This window comes from Ruegeria sp. AF1, assembly GCF_056542125.1.
This window is the reverse complement of the sequence record NZ_JBQFZG010000003.1, coordinates 125,826-143,844: the sequence shown is the minus strand read 5'-3', so window position 1 is coordinate 143,844 and position 18,019 is coordinate 125,826. Positions and strand designations below refer to the sequence as shown.

Annotated in this window: 19 protein-coding genes; 9 read left to right on the top strand and 10 right to left on the bottom strand. The window is 57.9% G+C overall.

From position 1 onward, the window contains the following. Positions 1 to 66 precede the first annotated feature (66 nt). From ACR0BK_RS07530 to mdh, 9 genes are all read right to left on the bottom strand, one after another. On the bottom strand, positions 67 to 336 hold the full coding sequence (locus ACR0BK_RS07530) for a hypothetical protein (RefSeq protein ID WP_480483134.1): 270 nt from the start codon (positions 334 to 336) through the stop codon (positions 67 to 69). A 2-nt stretch (positions 337 to 338) separates the two neighbouring features. Next, entirely contained in the window at positions 339 to 1,850 is a 1,512-nt protein-coding gene (odhB, locus tag ACR0BK_RS07525) for a 2-oxoglutarate dehydrogenase complex dihydrolipoyllysine-residue succinyltransferase (RefSeq protein ID WP_480554215.1), read from the bottom strand. 3 nt (positions 1,851 to 1,853) lie between these two features. After that, complete coding sequence (locus tag ACR0BK_RS07520; RefSeq protein WP_480554214.1) at positions 1,854 to 4,811, bottom strand: 2-oxoglutarate dehydrogenase E1 component; 2,958 nt, start codon at positions 4,809 to 4,811, stop codon at positions 1,854 to 1,856. Then, entirely contained in the window at positions 4,808 to 5,350 is a 543-nt protein-coding gene (locus ACR0BK_RS07515; RefSeq protein ID WP_480554213.1) for a DUF805 domain-containing protein, read from the bottom strand. Before ACR0BK_RS07515 ends, ACR0BK_RS07520 begins: the two co-directional genes overlap by 4 nt. After that, positions 5,347 to 6,087: a hypothetical protein gene (locus ACR0BK_RS07510; protein ID WP_480554212.1), complete on the bottom strand. Its 741-nt coding sequence runs from the start codon at positions 6,085 to 6,087 to the stop codon at positions 5,347 to 5,349. Before ACR0BK_RS07510 ends, ACR0BK_RS07515 begins: the two co-directional genes overlap by 4 nt. After that, positions 6,087 to 6,968: a succinate--CoA ligase subunit alpha gene (gene sucD, locus ACR0BK_RS07505; protein ID WP_209506539.1), complete on the bottom strand. Its 882-nt coding sequence runs from the start codon at positions 6,966 to 6,968 to the stop codon at positions 6,087 to 6,089. Before sucD ends, ACR0BK_RS07510 begins: the two co-directional genes overlap by 1 nt. Positions 6,969 to 6,981: 13 nt before the next feature. Beyond that, a complete protein-coding gene (locus ACR0BK_RS07500; RefSeq protein WP_480554211.1) occupies positions 6,982 to 7,809 on the bottom strand; it encodes a glycosyltransferase family 25 protein in 828 nt (275 codons plus the stop codon). Between the two features lie 97 nt (positions 7,810 to 7,906). Then, positions 7,907 to 9,100 carry an ADP-forming succinate--CoA ligase subunit beta gene (sucC, locus tag ACR0BK_RS07495; RefSeq protein WP_267363198.1) on the bottom strand — a complete coding sequence of 398 codons (1,194 nt, stop codon included), beginning with the start codon at positions 9,098 to 9,100 and terminating at the stop codon, positions 7,907 to 7,909. Between the two features lie 308 nt (positions 9,101 to 9,408). Continuing rightward, positions 9,409 to 10,371, bottom strand: coding sequence for a malate dehydrogenase (gene mdh, locus ACR0BK_RS07490; protein ID WP_480518443.1), 963 nt, complete (start codon positions 10,369 to 10,371; stop codon positions 9,409 to 9,411). Between the two features lie 161 nt (positions 10,372 to 10,532). On the opposite strand from mdh, the gene ACR0BK_RS07485 reads away from it, so the two are divergent. Further along, the gene (locus ACR0BK_RS07485; RefSeq protein WP_480475086.1) at positions 10,533 to 11,288 is read left to right on the top strand and encodes a sulfite exporter TauE/SafE family protein; all 756 of its coding nucleotides are present in this window, start codon (positions 10,533 to 10,535) and stop codon (positions 11,286 to 11,288) included. Here ACR0BK_RS07485 and ACR0BK_RS07480 read toward each other — a convergent pair whose 3' ends face one another. Continuing rightward, positions 11,289 to 11,594: a hypothetical protein gene (locus ACR0BK_RS07480; protein ID WP_480554210.1), complete on the bottom strand. Its 306-nt coding sequence runs from the start codon at positions 11,592 to 11,594 to the stop codon at positions 11,289 to 11,291. Between the two features lie 169 nt (positions 11,595 to 11,763). Here ACR0BK_RS07480 and ACR0BK_RS07475 point away from each other — a divergent pair, with 169 nt between their 5' ends. The 8 genes from ACR0BK_RS07475 to sdhA all read left to right on the top strand — a co-directional run bounded on the left by ACR0BK_RS07475 (position 11,764) and on the right by sdhA (position 17,957). Then, the gene (locus tag ACR0BK_RS07475) at positions 11,764 to 12,621 is read left to right on the top strand and encodes an HpcH/HpaI aldolase/citrate lyase family protein (protein ID WP_480494304.1); all 858 of its coding nucleotides are present in this window, start codon (positions 11,764 to 11,766) and stop codon (positions 12,619 to 12,621) included. Between the two features lie 6 nt (positions 12,622 to 12,627). Continuing rightward, positions 12,628 to 13,182: an NnrU family protein gene (locus ACR0BK_RS07470; RefSeq protein WP_480494302.1), complete on the top strand. Its 555-nt coding sequence runs from the start codon at positions 12,628 to 12,630 to the stop codon at positions 13,180 to 13,182. Between the two features lie 12 nt (positions 13,183 to 13,194). Continuing rightward, on the top strand, positions 13,195 to 13,401 hold the full coding sequence (locus ACR0BK_RS07465) for a DUF1737 domain-containing protein (RefSeq protein WP_209506521.1): 207 nt from the start codon (positions 13,195 to 13,197) through the stop codon (positions 13,399 to 13,401). Next, on the top strand, positions 13,401 to 14,429 hold the full coding sequence (locus ACR0BK_RS07460; protein WP_480518447.1) for a MaoC family dehydratase: 1,029 nt from the start codon (positions 13,401 to 13,403) through the stop codon (positions 14,427 to 14,429). Before ACR0BK_RS07465 ends, ACR0BK_RS07460 begins: the two co-directional genes overlap by 1 nt. A 54-nt stretch (positions 14,430 to 14,483) precedes the next feature. After that, entirely contained in the window at positions 14,484 to 15,146 is a 663-nt protein-coding gene (locus ACR0BK_RS07455; RefSeq protein WP_480475096.1) for a DUF1194 domain-containing protein, read from the top strand. A 215-nt stretch (positions 15,147 to 15,361) separates the two neighbouring features. Then, positions 15,362 to 15,748, top strand: coding sequence for a succinate dehydrogenase, cytochrome b556 subunit (gene sdhC, locus ACR0BK_RS07450; protein ID WP_480475098.1), 387 nt, complete (start codon positions 15,362 to 15,364; stop codon positions 15,746 to 15,748). Between the two features lie 13 nt (positions 15,749 to 15,761). Beyond that, entirely contained in the window at positions 15,762 to 16,133 is a 372-nt protein-coding gene (sdhD, locus tag ACR0BK_RS07445; protein ID WP_480475100.1) for a succinate dehydrogenase, hydrophobic membrane anchor protein, read from the top strand. Between the two features lie 18 nt (positions 16,134 to 16,151). Beyond that, complete coding sequence (gene sdhA / locus ACR0BK_RS07440; RefSeq protein ID WP_480554209.1) at positions 16,152 to 17,957, top strand: succinate dehydrogenase flavoprotein subunit; 1,806 nt, start codon at positions 16,152 to 16,154, stop codon at positions 17,955 to 17,957. Positions 17,958 to 18,019 lie beyond the last annotated feature (62 nt).

Sequence of the window (18,019 nt, the reverse complement as noted above, 5' to 3'; positions counted from 1 at the left end):
CTCCTAAATCGACCGGACGATCCGGCGCTTCCCCGACCCGATTTGGCGGGTCGGAAATAGTCTTTGTCAAACAGGTTCCAGCAGCTTGATCGAGATATGGGCAATTCCGCCCCGCTCGTGATGCATCGCCAATTCTTCGGAACCAAAGAAGGCTTTGGCCTTGTCCAGGTTTGTAACCTCGAACATCGCGATGGCGTGGTCCTTTTGGTCGGGGTCGCGCCAGACATGAAGGTCGCGGATACCCGCGGCCTTGCGCATCGGTTTGTCCTCGCGGAACACTTTCAGCCAAGCATTGAAATCGGCCACATCGGCCTGCCAGAGGACATGCGTTGCCATGCTTACAGGTCCATCAGCAGGCGGCGCGGGTCTTCCAGCGCCTCTTTCACACGGACGAGGAAGGTCACGGCACCTTTGCCATCGACGATCCGGTGGTCATAGGACAGGGCCAGATACATCATCGGGCGGATCTTGATCTCACCATTGATGACCATCGGACGGTCCTGGATCTTGTGCATGCCCAGAATACCCGACTGCGGGGGGTTCAGGATCGGCGAGGACATCAGCGAGCCATAGACACCACCATTCGAGATGGTGAAGGTGCCACCCTGCATCTCAGCCATGCTCAGCTTGCCGTCACGGGCGCGCTTGCCCTTTTCGGCGATGGCTTTTTCGATCGCGGCAAAGGACATGCTGTCCGCATCGCGGATGACAGGCACGACCAGACCCTGCGGCGTACCGGCGGCGACGCCCATATGCACGAAGTTCTTGTAGACGATGTCGGTCCCATCAATCTCGGCATTGACCTCGGGCACTTCTTTCAGGGCATGGCAGCAGGCCTTGGTGAAGAAGGACATAAAGCCCAGCCTTACGCCGTGCTTCTTCTCGAACTGGTCCTTGTACTGATTGCGCAGGGCCATGACCTCGGTCATGTCCACCTCGTTGTAGGTGGTCAGGATCGCGGCTGTGTTCTGTGCATCTTTCAGACGCTTGGCGATTGTCTGACGCAGGCGGGTCATCCGCACGCGTTCTTCGCGTGCCTCGTCCTCGGCAGCCACAGGGGCGCGCGGGGCTTGGGCCACAGGGGTGGGGGCAGCCGCCACAGGTGCCGGGGCCGAAACTGCTGCAACGGCTTTGGCCACGTCCTCCTTCATGATGCGACCGTCGCGGCCTGTTCCGGTGACCTGATCAGCTGACAGTCCGGCTTCGGCCATTGCCTTCTGGGCTGACGGCGCGTTTGCGACGTCTTTTCCGGTGCTGGTTACTGCGGGCGCCGCCGCCGCTGCCTGGGCCGGCGCGGCTGCTGCACCAGCGGCTGCTCCGGAGATGACAGCCAGCTTAGCAGCCGCATCCACGGTCGAACCTTCTGGAGCAACGATTTCTGCAAGAACACCCGAAGTCGGTGCGGGAACTTCAACCGAGACTTTATCGGTTTCCAATTCGCACAGCATCTCGTCCTGCGCGACGTTGTCGCCAACCTTTTTGAACCAGGTCGAAACGGTTGCTTCTGTCACAGATTCACCAAGTGTCGGCACCATCACGTCAACCGACCCGGCCGATGCGGCGGGTGCAGCTGCCGGTGCTGCGGATGCCGCCGGGGCAAGGGCTGCGCCTTCGCCAGCCGCAATCGTTGCCAGCAAGGCGTCAACACCGACGGTTTCGCCTTCGGCTGCCACGATTTCACCCATTACACCCGCTGCGGGTGAAGGAACCTCAACGGTGACCTTGTCTGTCTCCAGCTCACACAGCATCTCATCCATGGCGACCGCATCACCGGGCTTTTTGAACCAGGTTGCAACTGTGGCTTCGGTGACCGATTCGCCAAGCGTGGGAACACGAACTTCAATCGTCATCGCTTACTTTCCTTCAATGCTCAGCGCTTCGTTTACCAGCGCTTCTTGTTGGGCTTTGTGTTGGCTGGCCAGCCCCGTTGCGGGCGAGGCCGATGTGGCGCGACCGGCATAGGTCGGGCGCGTGTGTTTTGCATCGATACGGGACAGGACCCATTCAATGTTGGGTTCAATAAAGGTCCACGCACCTTGGTTCTTGGGCTCTTCCTGACACCAGACCATCTCGGCATTCTTGAACCGTTCGAGTTCGTTGATCAGTGAATGTGCCGGGAACGGATAGAATTGTTCGATCCGCATCAGGTAGATGTCGTCGATGCCACGCGCATCGCGTTCCTCCAACAGGTCGAAATAGACCTTGCCGGAACACATGACGACGCGCTTGATCTTGTCATCGGCCACCAGCTTGGTGTCAGAGTTGCCTTTTTGCGCGTCATCCCACAGCACCCGGTGGAAGCTGGAGCCTGAGGTGAAGTCATCCGCCGTGCTGACGGCCAGCTTGTGACGCAACAGCGACTTCGGCGTCACTAGGATCAGTGGTTTCCGGAAGGTCCGGTGCAACTGACGGCGCAGGATGTGGAAATAGTTCGCGGGTGTCGTACAATTCGCCACGATCCAGTTGTCCTGACCGCACATTTGCAGGAACCGTTCCAAACGCGCTGACGAGTGTTCTGGGCCTTGCCCTTCAAAGCCATGCGGCAGCAGTGTGACCAGACCGGACATCCGCAGCCACTTGCTTTCACCCGAGCTGATGAACTGATCGAACATGATCTGCGCACCGTTGGCAAAGTCGCCGAACTGCGCCTCCCACAGAACCAGAGCGTTCGGTTCTGCAAGCGAATAGCCGTATTCGAAACCCAACACCGCGTATTCGGACAGCATCGAATCAATGACATCGTATTGGGATTGCCCGGCACGGATGTTGTTGAGCGGGTAATACCGTTCTTCGGTTTCCTGATGAACAAACCCAGAGTGACGCTGGCTGAACGTGCCCCGTGTTGCATCCTGTCCGGCCAGACGCACGGGATATCCTTCGGTCAGTAACGAGCCAAACGCCAGAGCCTCGCCCGTGGCCCAGTCGAAGCCTGCACCGGTCTCGAACATCTGTTTCTTATGTTCCAGCAACCGCTCAACGGTTTTGTGCATTGCGAAATCGTCAGGAGCCTTGGTCAGCGCGGCTCCGATTTCCGCCAGTGTCTCTGCCGAGATCGCTGTTTCACCCCGGACATAATCATCCTTGTTCCTGTCCAGATGCGACCAGCGCCCATCCAGCCAGTCGGCCTTGTTGGGTTTATAGTCCTTCCCGGCCTCGAATTCGTCGTTCAGATGGGCCTGAAAGGCGGCCTTCATATCTTCGATCTCACCCTCGGGGATCAGCCCGTCCTTGACCAGCCGCTCGGTATACAAGGAAAGCGTTGTCTTATGGGTTTTGATCTTCTTGTACATGATCGGGTTGGTGAACATGGGCTCATCGCCCTCGTTATGGCCAAACCGGCGATAGCAGAAGATGTCCAGAACCACGTCTTTATGGAACTTCTGGCGGAACTCGGTTGCCACCTTCGCGGCGTGAACTACCGCCTCGGGGTCGTCGCCGTTCACATGGAAGATCGGGGCCTCGACCATCAGCGCGATATCGGTGGGATAGGGGCTCGAGCGGCTGAAATGCGGCGCGGTAGTGAACCCGATCTGGTTGTTGACCACGATGTGCATGGTGCCGCCGGTTCTGTGCCCTTTCAGGCCGGACAGGCCAAAGCCCTCGGCCACAACACCCTGACCGGCAAAGGCCGCGTCACCGTGCAGCAATATCGCCATGACCCTGGTACGGTCCGTGTCGCCCAGTTGGTCTTGCTTGGCGCGAACCTTACCCAGAACTACCGGGTTTACCGCCTCAAGGTGAGAGGGGTTGGCGGTCAATGACAGATGCACACTGTTGCCATCGAATTCGCGATCGCTGGAGGCGCCGAGGTGATATTTCACATCGCCAGAGCCGTCCACGTCCTCTGGCTTGAAGCTACCGCCCTGGAATTCGTTGAAAATCGCGCGATAAGGCTTGCCCATCACGTTGGCCAGAATGTTCAGGCGACCCCGGTGCGGCATCCCGATGACGATGTCACTGAGGCCAAGCGCGCCACCGCGCTTGATGATCTGTTCCATCGCCGGGATTAGCGCCTCGCCACCGTCCAGACCGAAGCGCTTGGTGCCCATGTACTTGACGTGCAGGAACTTCTCAAAGCCCTCGGCCTCGACCATCTTGTTCAGGATCGCCTTGCGGCCTTCCTTGGTGAACGCGATTTCCTTGCCATAGCCCTCGATCCGCTCCTTCAGCCACGCGGCCTCTTCCGGGTTCGAGATATGCATGTATTGCAGCGCAAAGGTGCCGCAATATGTGCGTTTCACGATCTCAACGATCTGCCGCATCGAAGCGACCTGCAATCCCAGCACGTTGTCGATAAAGATCGGGCGATCCATGTCGGCATCGGTGAAACCGTAAGTCTTCGGGTCCAGCTCAGGATGCGTGCTGGCAGCGCGCATGCCCAGCGGGTCCAGATCCGCAGCCAGATGGCCCCGGATGCGATAGGCCCGGATCAGCATCAGTGCCCGCAAACTGTCCAGCACGGCGCGTTTGATCTGATCGTCGCTGACCTCAGCCCCTTTTTCAGCCGCCTTGTCCTTGATCTTCTTGCCCGCCGCTTTAGCGTCAATCTCGGCCCATTCACCAGTCAGCGCACCAGTCAGGTCGTCTGCTGGCATCGGCGGCCAGTCGGTGCGCGCCCAGGACGGGCCTTCGGCTTCGCGTTGAACATCGGGGGCATCATCGCCCATGGCATCAAAGAACGCGCCCCATGCGGCATCCACCGCACCGGGGTTCTTTGTGTATTGCGCATAAAGCTGCTCCAGATATTCGGCATTATGCCCCTGCATGAAGCTTGAGGCATGAAAGGCGGAATTGGGCGAATGTTCGGTCATAGGGCTACCTCTGTTGGGTTGGGACCGTATTGATTGGTGCCTGGCTGGCTGGGGCGTGTCAGCCACCATAGAACCAGGAGGGGCGACACCACCAGTACCAGTAGTGTCGGAAGAACGATGAGCAACGTGGCGCGGGTGAACAGAATATCCAGCCTGCCACCATGCTGGAAATGAGAGGCCAAGCCGATACCAAAAACGAGCACAGCTCCGGCGCCAAGGATCAACAGGATCGGCAGCAGAGCATACAGCCCGCTGCGCCCGGTATCGTGCATCCGCCGGAAAGCGACGGCCAGATGGGGAAAGAAGACGATCAGGCTGACGATGCCCTGCACCGGTTGCGAGGACGTGGCCGATACGGATTTCGAGGTTTCTGTTTCCGTCACCGCAACCTGCGTGAAGAACTGCCAGTCGATGATCCCGGCAATGATGTTCCAGATCACGATGAACAGGAAAAAGAACCAGTATTCGGGCCGCGAGGCACGGCCCGAGAAGGTGAAGAACTTGGAGAAGCAGGTGCGGATGGAGTCAGAGAAGGTCATGGGCTCACCGACCAACGGATCGCAAAATCCGAACCGCCAAAATTTGAGCCTGCGCTAAGGCTCGGACCAAGCACAACTAAAGTTCCTAAATCTGACGCTTTGTCTTTTGGGCCGTGCAAGATTTTGACTGATAAGTCCTGACCCGAAGCGAACCGTTCTTCAAACGATATAGAGTTATCGCTTGTGAACCCAAGTCGCTCTGGCCAGCCCGTAAAGTCACCTACATAGGTGAAACCACAGGACCGTGTTCCTTTTTCTTGAGCGTTTAGGAAGTAATTTGGATGGTCAGGGTGAATGAGAACGCTGATAAATGAAATCTTGTTTAAGTTATCCAGCGTTGCCCTTGCTTTTTCCAACTCCGCCGGGAAACTCTCAGGATCGGGGACATAGGTGGAGCCAGCAGCACGTTCCAGCCTTCTTCTATAGCTCATGTGGCGGGCGATGGCGTCTAATGCGTCGCCTTCAGCCAGAACAAATCCATTGTCCGCCAGACCTTCGGCGATTGGTTCGGACGCTTGAACAAGTTCCCGGCAGAGTTTGGCAATCTGGACGCCAAGCGCGTCTTCCATAGCTGCTTGAGCTTTTGTTTGAGCGGTGATCGCAAGCAAAGCAATGATCACTGCACTAACTCGACGCACCAACTTCAACTGCCTCCAAGCCGCATCAAAAGGCAGGCGATAATCGCCCGCCTTCAAACCGAGCACTGCCCGAAGAACAAACACTCGGTCGCTGACCATTACCCAATCGCTTCCAGCACAGCTTCACCCAGCTGCGCCGGGCTTTCAGCCACGACGATACCGGCCGAGCGCATGGCTTCGATCTTGTCCTCGGCACCGCCCTTGCCGCCGGCGACGATCGCGCCCGCGTGGCCCATGCGGCGGCCCGGAGGGGCCGTGCGGCCTGCGATGAAGCCTGCAACCGGCTTTTTGCGGCCTTTCTTGGCCTCATCTGCCAGGAACTGCGCGGCTTCTTCCTCGGCCGAGCCGCCGATCTCGCCAATCATGATGATCGAAGTGGTTTCGTCATCTGCCAGGAACCATTCCAGCACGTCGATATGCTCAGTCCCTTTGATCGGGTCGCCGCCAATGCCCACACAGGTGGACTGGCCCAGTCCTACGTCCGTTGTCTGTTTCACGGCTTCATAAGTAAGCGTACCCGAGCGGGAAACGACACCCACGCTCCCGCGTTTGTGAATATGGCCGGGCATGATGCCGATCTTGCAGGCGTCAGGCGTGATGACACCGGGGCAGTTCGGGCCAATCAGGCGCGACTTGCTGCCTTCCAGCGCGCGTTTCACTTTCATCATGTCCAGAACCGGGATACCTTCGGTGATGCAGACAATCACTTCCATCTCGGCATCAATCGCCTCGAGGATCGAATCCGCCGCGAATGGGGGCGGTACGTAGATCACCGATGCGTTGGCTTCGGTCACGTGCTTGGCCTCGTGGACCGAGTTGAACACGGGAAGGCCCAGATGCTCCATCCCGCCTTTGCCGGGGGTCACGCCGCCGACCATCTTGGTGCCATAGGCAATAGCCTGTTCGCTGTGGAATGTACCTTGCGAGCCGGTAAAGCCCTGACAGATCACTTTGGTGTTTTCATCGATGAGGACTGCCATTTTGTCCCTTTCTCTAGGCGGTGTGGGATTGATAGGGTTCAGCCGCTGGAAGAACCTGCGGCGCATAGGTGACTTTCTGAAGCGTGGCGCGACCAAGGGCCAGATCGGCCATCGTGCGCAGGCCGCTGCTGATTTCGGCGATACCGCGCCTGATTTTTTGTCGGACCAGCGGCCAGCCCGTAGGGCGTGCGCGGGGGGCACCCATCTGGATTTCGTCCGGCGAATCGTTGCCTTGCTCGACCATGGCAGGGATCACCTGATAGACATTGACCCGACGCGCCGCGGGCGAGGCTGACGGGTTGAACAACAGGCCATCCAGCGCGATGTCATAAGGCTTTTGCGCCAGAAAATGTTCTGCTGCTTTTCGGGTCAACGCATATGCGGCACCGCCAGGGTGGCGCGAGCGCATCAGGCACAGCTCCCGACCCAGATGAGACACACGCTTGCGCCCAAGAGCGAGGTAAAGCTTTGTACTGCGCCAGCGTTCGAACCGCACGATATCGGCATCCTCTGGCCACCAGGACGCATCGTTCAACCAATCCGCCAGTTCTGGCGACAGGAAAACATCATCCTCAAGTATCAAGGCCTGTTCCGCACCGGAGGCGACAACGGCCTCCCACGCCCTGGCATGGCTTAGGGTGCAGGCCATGTCCTTGGTATGGAAATAACCCCAAGGTCCCTCGGACCGGCATTCACGCAGAAAATCCTCACGGGTGGCGGCGTCGCAATCAACAGCGTTGACGCGCGTCGCCGACAGGCCTGCCTTTTGCAGCTCCTGCGCCATCAAACGTGCCCGCCCTGTGGCGCGTTCAAGACCTATGAGGAAGATGGGGATGGACATCAGATCGATTGTTTCTTTCGATTTCCCGCGTGAAATGGATAAAGTTGGATTGTAGTTGCCGTGGGGTCGGCCTGTAGCCCACTCCACAGCAACTTGCTTACCCCTTAACCGCCTTGACGATCTTCTCGGCACCGTCTTTCAGGTTGTCCGCCGCGATCACGTCCAGACCCGAGTTGTTGATGATTTCTTTGCCTTTCTCGACATTGGTGCCTTCCAGTCGCACGACAAGCGGAACCTGCAGACCGACCTCTTTCACCGCAGCCACCACGCCCTCGGCGATGACGTCACAGCGCATGATGCCGCCGAAGATATTGACCAGAATGCCTTTGACCTGCGGGTCCGAGGTGATGATCTTGAATGCCTCGGTCACCTTCTCTTTGGTTGCACCGCCACCCACGTCGAGGAAGTTGGCAGGTTCGGCACCATACAGTTTGATGATGTCCATCGTAGCCATCGCCAGACCGGCACCGTTCACCATGCAGCCGATCTCACCATCCAGTGCGATGTAGTTCAGGTCGTATTTGCTGGCTTCCAGTTCCTTGGGATCTTCCTCGGTCGTGTCGCGCAGTTCGGCGATATCCGGGTGGCGGTAGACCGCATTGCCGTCAAAGCCAACCTTGGCATCCAGCACTTTCAGGTCGCCACTGTCGGATACGATCAGTGGGTTAATCTCCAGCATCTCCATATCCTTCTCGACGAAGGCCTTGTAGAGGATGCCCATAAGCCTGACACATTGCTTGACCTGCGCGCCCTCCAAACCCAGCGAAAACGCAATGCGGCGGCCGTGGTAGGGTTGGTAACCGGTGGCCGGGTCAACCGAGAAGGACAGGATTTTCTCGGGCGTCGCGGCAGCAACCTCTTCGATGTCCATACCGCCTTCCGTCGAGCAGACAAACGAGATACGGCTGGTCTGACGATCTACCAGCAGGGCCAGGTACAGTTCACGCTCGATGCCGGAACCGGCTTCGATATAGATGCGATTGACCTGCTTGCCTGCCGGACCCGTCTGATGGGTGACCAGAGTGCGACCCAGCATCTTCTTGGCTTCTTCGGCCGCTTCTTCGACCGACTTCGTCAGACGGACACCGCCCTTTTCACCTGCATCGGCCTCTTTGAAGGATCCTTTGCCGCGGCCGCCCGCGTGTATCTGCGCCTTGACGACCCAAAGCGGCCCATCCAGTTCACCGGCTGCGGTTTTGGCTTCCTCGGCGCGCAGCACGGCGCGACCATCGGAGACCGGAGCGCCGTAGCTGCGAAGAAGAGCCTTGGCCTGATATTCGTGAATGTTCATCGAAATTGTCCCGTCTGACTGCGTTTAACCGTTATAGGCGTGTCTAGCGGGCAAATTTAAAGGGTTTTTTGACCTGAGACGGGAAATTGTCGAAGATTTTCAACATTTGTGATCACGGGTTTTTAGGGTGTGATCACAAAAATTCAAGTGCCATCGATTGATTCGATATTCCTGCACAGTTTTTTGAAATCACATTCGAAAAAAGGGATTTGCGACGTTTGCGCCAACATATGCGGCCGGGGTCCGCGGTGGAAAATGAAAACCGGCCCATAATTGGGCCGGCCTCAAATTCGGATTGTCTGGCAGTTTTACGCCAACGAGCTGTCGATGCCTTTGCACGCCTCGATCAGGCCTTTCACGGCGTTGACCGAATTGTCGAAACCGGCTTGCTCGTCTTCGTTCAGCTTGATGTTAACGATGCGCTCGACGCCGCCTGCGCCAATGACTGTCGGCACCCCGACATAAAGGCCGTTAACGCCCAACTCACCGCTGCAGTACGCCGCACAAGGCAGAACACGCTTTTGGTCTTTCAGATAGGCTTCGGTCATTTCAATCGCCGAGGTGGCGGGCGCGTAATAAGCCGATCCGGTTTTCAGCAGGCCTACGATTTCGGCGCCACCATCACGGGTGCGCTGTACGATGGCGTCCAGCTTTTCTTGCGAGGTCCAGCCCATTTCAACCAGATCAGGCAGAGGGATACCAGCAACGGTCGAGTAACGAACTGATGGTACCATGGTGTCGCCGTGGCCGCCCAATACGAACGCGGTCACATCGCGCATCGAGACGTTGAACTCTTCCGACAGGAAATGCGCGAAACGTGCTGAATCCAGCACGCCAGCCATGCCGCAGACTTTGTTATGCGGCAGGCCCGAGAATTCGCGCAGCGCCCAGACCATGGCGTCCAGTGGGTTGGTGATGCAGATCACGAACGCATCGGGCGCATGTGCTGCGATACCTTCGCCGACCGACTTCATGACTTTCAGGTTGATGCCCAGCAGGTCATCGCGGCTCATGCCCGGTTTGCGGGCTACGCCTGCGGTCACGATGCAGACATCCGCGCCGGCGATATCGGCATAGTCGCTGGTGCCTTTCATCGAGGCGTCAAAGCCTTCGGACGGGCCGGATTCGGCGATGTCGAGCGCCTTGCCCTGTGGCAACCCGTCAGCGATGTCAAACAGGACAACGTCACCCAGTTCTTTGACAGCTGCAAGATGCGCAAGCGTGCCGCCGATGTTCCCCGCGCCGATCAGCGCAATCTTGGGTCTGGCCATTTGGAATATCTCCGGTCGGTTTTGAAATCGCGGCTGTGCTAGTCGTTAAAACGGCATTAGGCAAGAGTTCTGCGACGTGGCATACAACCGCATACCGTTTGCGAGGCCCTATGTGGTTGCGCTAAAGGGCCTTTGAGACAAGCCAAAACCGGGACCGGTGCATGTTTGAATTGAACCTGATGTTTTTTGCAGTGGCGATCCCGGCGGTGATTTTTGCGGGTATCTCGAAGGGTGGTTTCGGCTCGGGCGTGGCCTTTGCGTCATCATCGATTCTGGCCTTGATCCTAACGCCCGGGCAGGCCCTGGCCCTGATGCTGCCGATTCTGATGGTGATCGATGTGGCCACTTTGGGCCCTTATTGGAAGCGGTGGAACTGGGGGGATGCGCGCCTGCTGATCCTGGGTGCTGTACCCGGTGTGGCAATGGGGGCATGGCTCTACCGTTCAACGGATGATGACCTGCTGCGCCTGTTGATAGGCGGCATCTCGGTCGGGTTCGTGATCTGGCACATCGCACAGTCAAAAGGCTGGGTGCGCGGGTTTGCCAGACGGTTGCCGCCCTCCGCTGGCCTGTTTGCAGGGCTGGTCGCGGGATTCACCAGCTTTGTCAGCCATGCCGGAGGCCCTCCGGCTGCCGTTTACCTGTTGTCCCAACGGCTGACCAAGACCGAGTTTCAAGCCAGTACAGTATTGGTCTTCTGGGTGATTAACATCGCGAAGTTTGTACCCTACGCTTATCTTGGCATGTTCACGTGGCAGACGGCATGGGCCGATATGCTGTTAACACCGTTTGCTGTTCTCGGTGCCTGGCTGGGCGTCCGTGCACATTTCATGTTGTCCGAACGCCTGTTCTTTGGAATTGCCTATGTGCTGCTGACCCTCACCGGCGGTAAGCTGATCTGGGACGCACTTACCTGATCAGGCGTTCGGGGGCAGCGCTTCGGCTACAGCGTCAAAAGCTTGCCCCGAAGCGACGAGGCAGGTGACCCCGTTGGGCAAGGTCACCGTGATGGTCCAGCTGCCGCTTTGAGTTGAGGCGAAAAGTTCCATGACCGCGCCTTGCTGGGCCAGACCAAAGCCCCTGCGCGTTTCGCCATAAGTGTCGGTCAACCTTTCCAGCACATCCTCTCGCGGTGCGCAGTTTTGCCCCTGGGCCTGTACCTGTTGTGCCGCAAGTACCATGATCCCTAGTCCCATCGTCATCTTGAACATTGTCTTTCGCATCCCGAATCCTTTCGGTTCCCTCTGCCGGTCAGGGTGCCGCGCAGGGGCCGAAATTCAGTTAAGGCAAAGCACGTTGCGTCGTGTTTGCTGCGGTGCGGCAATTTTGGGCTTGAACTTTCCGGTAAAAAATGCCCCATTCCGCGCAACTTTATTTCAATGGGAGTGGTCCATGGATCCTCGTCAGCGCCCCTATCGTTCGGTTCTCTATATCCCCGGGTCCCGGGACCGGGCTTTGGAAAAGGCCCGCACTCTGCCGGTAGATGCAATCATATTTGATCTGGAAGATGCGGTCGCAGCCGACGAAAAGGACAATGCGCGCGAAACGCTCAAGGCGGCTTTGGCTGCCGGAGGGTACGGATCACGCGTCAAGATTGTTCGGATCAACGGGTTAGACACCGAATGGGGCCGTGCGGATGCCGAGGCTGTGCGCGAAATGGATGCCGACGTTGTCCTGTTGCCTAAAGTGAATTCGGCGGCTGACGTAGACGCGCTGGCTGCGATCACCGGAGATTTGCCGATCTGGGCTATGATGGAAACCCCGCGTGGAATGCTGAACGCAGCAGAAATCGCCGCGCATCCGCTGATGGCCGGATTCGTGATGGGAACAAATGATCTGGCGAAAGAGCTGCAAACCCGCTTCCGCCCAGATCGCCTGCCGATGATGACCTCGTTAGGGCTGTGCTTGTTGGCTGCCAAGGCCGAAGGGCTGATCATCATCGACGGTGTTTACAACGCCTTCAAGGATGTCGAAGGTCTGGCGTTCGAATGTGCGCAAGGCCGCGATATGGGCTTTGATGGCAAAACGCTGATCCACCCGGCCCAGGTCGAAGTGGCAAATACCGCCTTCGCGCCATCGGATGATGAGATCGACCTGGCTCGCCGCCAGATCTCGGCCTTTGAAGAGACCGAGGCCCTTGGCCAAGGGGTCGCCGTTGTCGATGGCAAGATTGTCGAAAATCTGCACGTTGTAACTGCCCGCGAAATTCTGGCAAAAGCAGAGGCGATATTAGCTTTGCAAGCGGGGTAGGCCAGCATGGGCTTTGTTCTTCTGATCTTGGGTGTGGCGCTGTGGTGGGGGGCGCATCTGTTCAAACGTGTGGCACCTGAACGCCGTGCCGCAATGGGTGACGCGGGTAAAGGCGCTGTTGCCCTGGCTTTGGTCGCGTCGATCCTTCTGATGATCTTCGGGTATCGCATGACCGACTTCATCCACGTTTGGGCGCCGCCGACCTTTCTGATTCACGTCAACAACCTGTTGGTTTTGATCGCGATTTATTTGATGAGTCCTGCGGGCACAAAAGGCCGGCTTCTGAACAAGCTGCGCCACCCGATGCTCGGCGGGTTCAAACTGTGGGCTTTTGCGCACCTGTTGGTGAACGGCGATCTGGCCTCGATCATCCTGTTTGGTGGCCTTCTGGCATGGGCGGTGGTCGAAGTCATTGTAATCAACAAGTCTGAACCTGAGTGGACCCCGGCAGAGCCTGGCACTTACGGCAAGGATGCGATGTTCGTTGTGGCTTCGATCGTTCTGATGGGAATTATCGGGTACATCCATGGGCTGGTTGGCCCATCTCCGTTCGGCTCATAAGGATTTGATTTGATGTCGAAGCTTTATCGCTTGCTGACCGAAGAAGACACTTCGGCCTTCTGTCACAAGGTGTCCGACGCCCTGTCAAAGGGATGGGAGCTGTATGGCGACCCGGCTTACGCCTTTGATGCCAACGGCAACGTAATGCGTTGCGCGCAGGCCGTGACCAAAGAGGTCGAGGCCGACTATTCCCCCGACATGAAACTGGGACAGCAGTAATGGCAAAAACAAATCCGGGCCGATTTTTCGAGGACTATTCTGTCGGGCAGGTGTTGCAGCATGCAGTACCTCGCACCGTGACCGAGGGAGAGCGCGGCTTGTATCACGCGCTCTATCCCGCACGTCACGCGCTTTACTCCTCGGATGAATTTGCCCGGGACTGTGGGTTGCCGGAAAGCCCGATAGATGATCTGGCCGCGTTCCACATCGTGTTCGGCAAGACCGTGCCTGATGTTTCTCTGAACGCGGTTGCCAATCTGGGCTATGCCGAAGGTCGTTGGCTGAAACCTGTTTTTGCCGGCGATACGCTGCGATCCGTATCAGAGGTTATCGGCCTGAAGCAGAATTCCAACGGAAAAACTGGTGTTGTCTGGGTTCGTACCCGCGGGTTGAACCAGTTGGACGAGGTGGTTCTTGAATATGTGCGCTGGGTCATGGTGCGCAAGGCAAACATGGATGCACCCGCGCCCGAGACGGTTGTTCCCGATTTGAAGGCTGTGCTTGATCCGCAGGACCTGATCGTGCCGGAAGGGCTCGATTTTGCAAACTACGATTTTGCCCTCGCGGGCGAGGCGCACCGCTGGGGCGATTATGAGGTCGGTGAAACCATCGATCATGTGGACGGTGTCACCGTGGAAGAGGCCGAGCATATGCTGGCCACACGTTTGTGGCAGAACACCGCCAAGGTGCATTACGACCTGACGTTCCGTCCGGAAGGGCGGCTCATTTACGGTGGGCATGTAATCTCGATGGCGCGGGCATTTTCCTTCAATGGCCTTGCAAATGCGCAGATGATTGTCGGCTTGAATGGTGGCGCCCATGCTAACCCTTGTTTTGCGGGTGATACGATCAAGGCATGGTCCGAAGTTTTGGACAAAGCGGAAACCGGGGTTCCCGGCATAGGCGCTGTGCGATTGCGTCTGGTCGCGACCAAGGGCGGTGATCCGTTCAAGCTGAAGAACGAAGAAGGGCGGTACCTGCCAGATGTTCTTCTGGATCTCGACTATTGGGCATTGATGCCCAAATAGGTGATCTGACGGATATGTGACGCCACGGCTTGCAAGGCGTGATAGGTTCGCACAATGAACCTGCTACGCGCGATATTGGCCAGCGTCACTCTGGCACCTGCGGCTCAGGCCTGCGATCTGGCCTTGGCTTTGGCTGTGGACGTTTCTGGTTCGGTCGATAGCAGCGAATATCGCATCCAGATGGATGGGTTGGCCGCAGGTTTGCGTGACCCGATCGTGTCCGAGGCACTGGTGCGGGGGCAGGCGCGGCTGATGCTGGTGCAGTGGACCGGCTCATCGCGCCAGCGGATCACTATCCCCTGGACCCGTATCGATAGCTTTGCCACGCTGGATCAGTTTGCAGACCGGGTCGCCGCCGATCCGCGCATCTGGCGGAATTTTTCGACGGCAATCGGCGAGGCGCTTCAAATGACCCTGAGTTCATTTGATTCGGTTTCCGACTGCCGACGGCATCTGATTGACCTGTCAGGGGACGGTGTGTCCAATGAAGGGATTGAACCTACACGGGTACATGCGGCCCTGCGCGCCGAGGGAATCGTTGTCAACGCGCTGGCTATTGAGGAAAGCGAACCGGACCTGACGGCATATTTCTTTGAGAATGTCATCGTGGGCGAAGGTGCCTTTGTCGTTTCTGCCACCGGGTTCGCGGATTACCCGGAACGAATTCGTCGAAAACTACTGCGCGAAGTGACGCAGCAAACGGCAGACCTGAAATGACGGCTTGAGAGATTCGTGATCACATCTCTTCGGCCTTGAAAACGCTAACATTGACAGTGCGGAATGTGATATGTGATCACGAGATTATTTTGTGTGATCACATAATTGAATTATCCGTATAATTGAGCGCAATTTGATGGTTTTTGCACTCGCAGCACGTGACAGTGTCGCAAAAACCAGTAAAACGTTCGGTAGCCAACCGAAAAGGAGCCGCCATGGCCGATGTAAATCGGGGCAATCGCCCACTTTCGCCGCATCTGTCGATTTATCGCCCGCAGCTGACGTCGATCACGTCCATCCTGACGCGCATCACCGGTAACGCCCTTCTGCTCGCAGCTCTGTTGATCGTCTGGTGGTTTCTGGCCGCTGCAACCTCGCCCGAGGCCTTTGCCGTAGCGAATGGGGTAATAACCTCGATGCTTGGAGACCTTGTGATGGCGCTGTCCGTTTGGGGGCTTTGGTATCACACGCTGGCCGGTGTGCGGCATCTGATCTGGGACAATGCAGTTGGTCTGGATATTCCGACAGCGACCAAAATGGGTTGGGCTGTTGTTATCGGATCGGTCGTCTTGACCCTTCTGACCCTTGTCCTCGTCGCGTGATTGGAGGCCTGACATGCGTTATCTGACCGACCGCAAACGCGCCGCTGGACTTGGCTCGGCGAAATCCGGTACTGCCCATTTCTGGGCGATGAAAGTCAGCTCGGTTGCTTTGCTGATCCTTGTGCCGTTGTTTGTATTCACCTTTGGCCCGATCCTGGGCCAGCCATTCGAGGTCGTTCTCGACTACTACTCGCGACCTTTCCCTGCCATCGTGGCAGCACTGACGCTGGCGGTTGGCTTCAAACACTTCGCGGACGGTGCGCAGGTGATGCTTGAAGATTATGTTCACGGCACGCTTGAAAAGGTCCTGATCATTCTGTTGACCTGCTTGTCTTATGGCGCGGCTGCGGCTGGCATCTTTGCCGTCGCTCGCATTGCCCTTTAATTCCCGGAGCTGAAAGAAATGGCTGCATACGAATACGAAACGCATGAATATGACGTGGTCGTTGTCGGTGCCGGTGGGGCCGGTCTGCGGGCAACACTGGGTATGGCGGAACAGGGTCTTCGCACGGCTTGCGTAACCAAGGTTTTCCCAACCCGTTCGCATACTGTGGCCGCTCAGGGCGGTATCGCCGCGTCGTTGTCAAACATGGGGCCCGACCACTGGCAGTGGCACATGTACGACACTGTGAAAGGCTCGGATTGGCTGGGCGATACCGATGCGATGGAATACCTAGCTCGGGAAGCGCCCAAGGCTGTTTACGAACTGGAGCACTATGGCGTTCCGTTCAGCCGAACCGAAGAGGGTAAGATCTATCAACGCCCGTTTGGTGGTCACACCACTGAATTCGGCGAAGGCCCGGCAGTCCAGCGCACCTGTGCCGCTGCGGACAGGACCGGCCACGCGATCCTTCATACGCTGTATGGCCAGTCGCTGAAGAACAATGCCGAGTTTTATATCGAATACTTCGCCATCGACCTGATCATGTCCGATGACGGCCAGTGTCAGGGTGTTGTCTGCTGGAAGCTGGACGATGGCACGATGCATGTCTTCAATGCCAAGATGGTTGTGCTGGCGACCGGCGGGTATGGCCGCGCCTATTTCAGCGCGACCTCGGCCCATACCTGCACCGGTGACGGTGGCGGTATGGTGGCCCGCGCGGGCTTGGCGCTGCAGGATATGGAGTTCGTTCAGTTCCACCCGACCGGCATCTACGGATCGGGCTGCCTGATCACCGAAGGCGCGCGTGGCGAGGGCGGTTACCTGACCAACTCGGAAGGTGAACGGTTCATGGAGCGTTACGCCCCCCAGTACAAGGACCTCGCACCGCGCGATTACGTCTCGCGCTCGATGACCTTGGAAATCCGCGAAGGCCGTGGTGTCGGTGCGGAAGGGGATCATATTCACCTGAACCTCAGTCACCTCCCAGCCGAAGCTTTGGCAGAACGTCTGCCCGGCATCTCGGAAAGCGCCAAGATCTTTGCCGGCGTGGATGTCACCAAGGAACCGATCCCGGTTCTGCCAACCGTGCACTATAACATGGGCGGTATCCCCACAAACTATTGGGGTGAAGTTCTGAACCCAACGGCCGAGAACCCGACAGCTGTGGTTCCGGGCCTCATGGCAGTGGGCGAAGCCGGTTGCGCCTCGGTCCACGGCGCGAACCGCTTGGGCTCGAACTCGCTGATTGACCTTGTGGTCTTTGGCCGCGCGGCGGCGATCCGGGCAGGCAAAGTCGTGAATCCTGAAGCTGCGAACCCGGTTCTGAACCAGGCATCGGTCGATAAGGCCTTTGACCGGTTCGACGCGGTGCGCAACGCTAGCGGTTCCATCCCGACCGCCGAGTTGCGGCTTGAGATGCAGAAAACCATGCAGGCGGATGCTGCCGTGTTCCGTACCGCCAAGACCATGGCCGAAGGCGTCGAGAAGATGACGGCAATTGCTGCGAAGATGGACGATCTGAAAGTCACCGACCGGTCGCTGGTCTGGAACAGTGACCTGATGGAAACGCTGGAACTGACCAACCTGATGCCTAACGCGCTGGCCACGATCGTCGGCGCAGAGGCGCGCAAGGAATCCCGTGGTGCCCACGCGCACGAGGATTTCTCTGCACGTGATGACGAAAACTGGCGTGTTCACACGGTTAGTCGGGTCGAAGGCAACAAGGTTGAGCTCAGCTATCGTCCCGTGATCGTCGATCCGCTGACGACCGAAGACGAAGGTGGCATCAGCCTGAAGAAAATCGCACCCAAGGCACGTACGTTCTAAAAGGCTCGGACAGCAGGCAATGGTGAGCAAGCGCCAAATACCCACGAAAACCGCAATGGCCA

Bases quoted from the DNA above. Each gene is read 5' to 3' on its own strand.
- ACR0BK_RS07530 (WP_480483134.1), bottom strand. From the start codon at position 336: ATGGCAACGCATGTCCTCTGGCAGGCCGATGTGGCCGATTTCAATGCT.
- odhB (WP_480554215.1), bottom strand. From the start codon at position 1,850: ATGACGATTGAAGTTCGTGTTCCCACGCTTGGCGAATCGGTCACCGAA.
- ACR0BK_RS07520 (WP_480554214.1), bottom strand. From the start codon at position 4,811: ATGACCGAACATTCGCCCAATTCCGCCTTTCATGCCTCAAGCTTCATG.
- ACR0BK_RS07515 (WP_480554213.1), bottom strand. From the start codon at position 5,350: ATGACCTTCTCTGACTCCATCCGCACCTGCTTCTCCAAGTTCTTCACC.
- ACR0BK_RS07510 (WP_480554212.1), bottom strand. From the start codon at position 6,087: ATGGTCAGCGACCGAGTGTTTGTTCTTCGGGCAGTGCTCGGTTTGAAG.
- sucD (WP_209506539.1), bottom strand. From the start codon at position 6,968: ATGGCAGTCCTCATCGATGAAAACACCAAAGTGATCTGTCAGGGCTTT.
- ACR0BK_RS07500 (WP_480554211.1), bottom strand. From the start codon at position 7,809: ATGTCCATCCCCATCTTCCTCATAGGTCTTGAACGCGCCACAGGGCGG.
- sucC (WP_267363198.1), bottom strand. From the start codon at position 9,100: ATGAACATTCACGAATATCAGGCCAAGGCTCTTCTTCGCAGCTACGGC.
- mdh (WP_480518443.1), bottom strand. From the start codon at position 10,371: ATGGCCAGACCCAAGATTGCGCTGATCGGCGCGGGGAACATCGGCGGC.
- ACR0BK_RS07485 (WP_480475086.1), top strand. From the start codon at position 10,533: ATGTTTGAATTGAACCTGATGTTTTTTGCAGTGGCGATCCCGGCGGTG.
- ACR0BK_RS07480 (WP_480554210.1), bottom strand. From the start codon at position 11,594: ATGCGAAAGACAATGTTCAAGATGACGATGGGACTAGGGATCATGGTA.
- ACR0BK_RS07475 (WP_480494304.1), top strand. From the start codon at position 11,764: ATGGATCCTCGTCAGCGCCCCTATCGTTCGGTTCTCTATATCCCCGGG.
- ACR0BK_RS07470 (WP_480494302.1), top strand. From the start codon at position 12,628: ATGGGCTTTGTTCTTCTGATCTTGGGTGTGGCGCTGTGGTGGGGGGCG.
- ACR0BK_RS07465 (WP_209506521.1), top strand. From the start codon at position 13,195: ATGTCGAAGCTTTATCGCTTGCTGACCGAAGAAGACACTTCGGCCTTC.
- ACR0BK_RS07460 (WP_480518447.1), top strand. From the start codon at position 13,401: ATGGCAAAAACAAATCCGGGCCGATTTTTCGAGGACTATTCTGTCGGG.
- ACR0BK_RS07455 (WP_480475096.1), top strand. From the start codon at position 14,484: ATGAACCTGCTACGCGCGATATTGGCCAGCGTCACTCTGGCACCTGCG.
- sdhC (WP_480475098.1), top strand. From the start codon at position 15,362: ATGGCCGATGTAAATCGGGGCAATCGCCCACTTTCGCCGCATCTGTCG.
- sdhD (WP_480475100.1), top strand. From the start codon at position 15,762: ATGCGTTATCTGACCGACCGCAAACGCGCCGCTGGACTTGGCTCGGCG.
- sdhA (WP_480554209.1), top strand. From the start codon at position 16,152: ATGGCTGCATACGAATACGAAACGCATGAATATGACGTGGTCGTTGTC.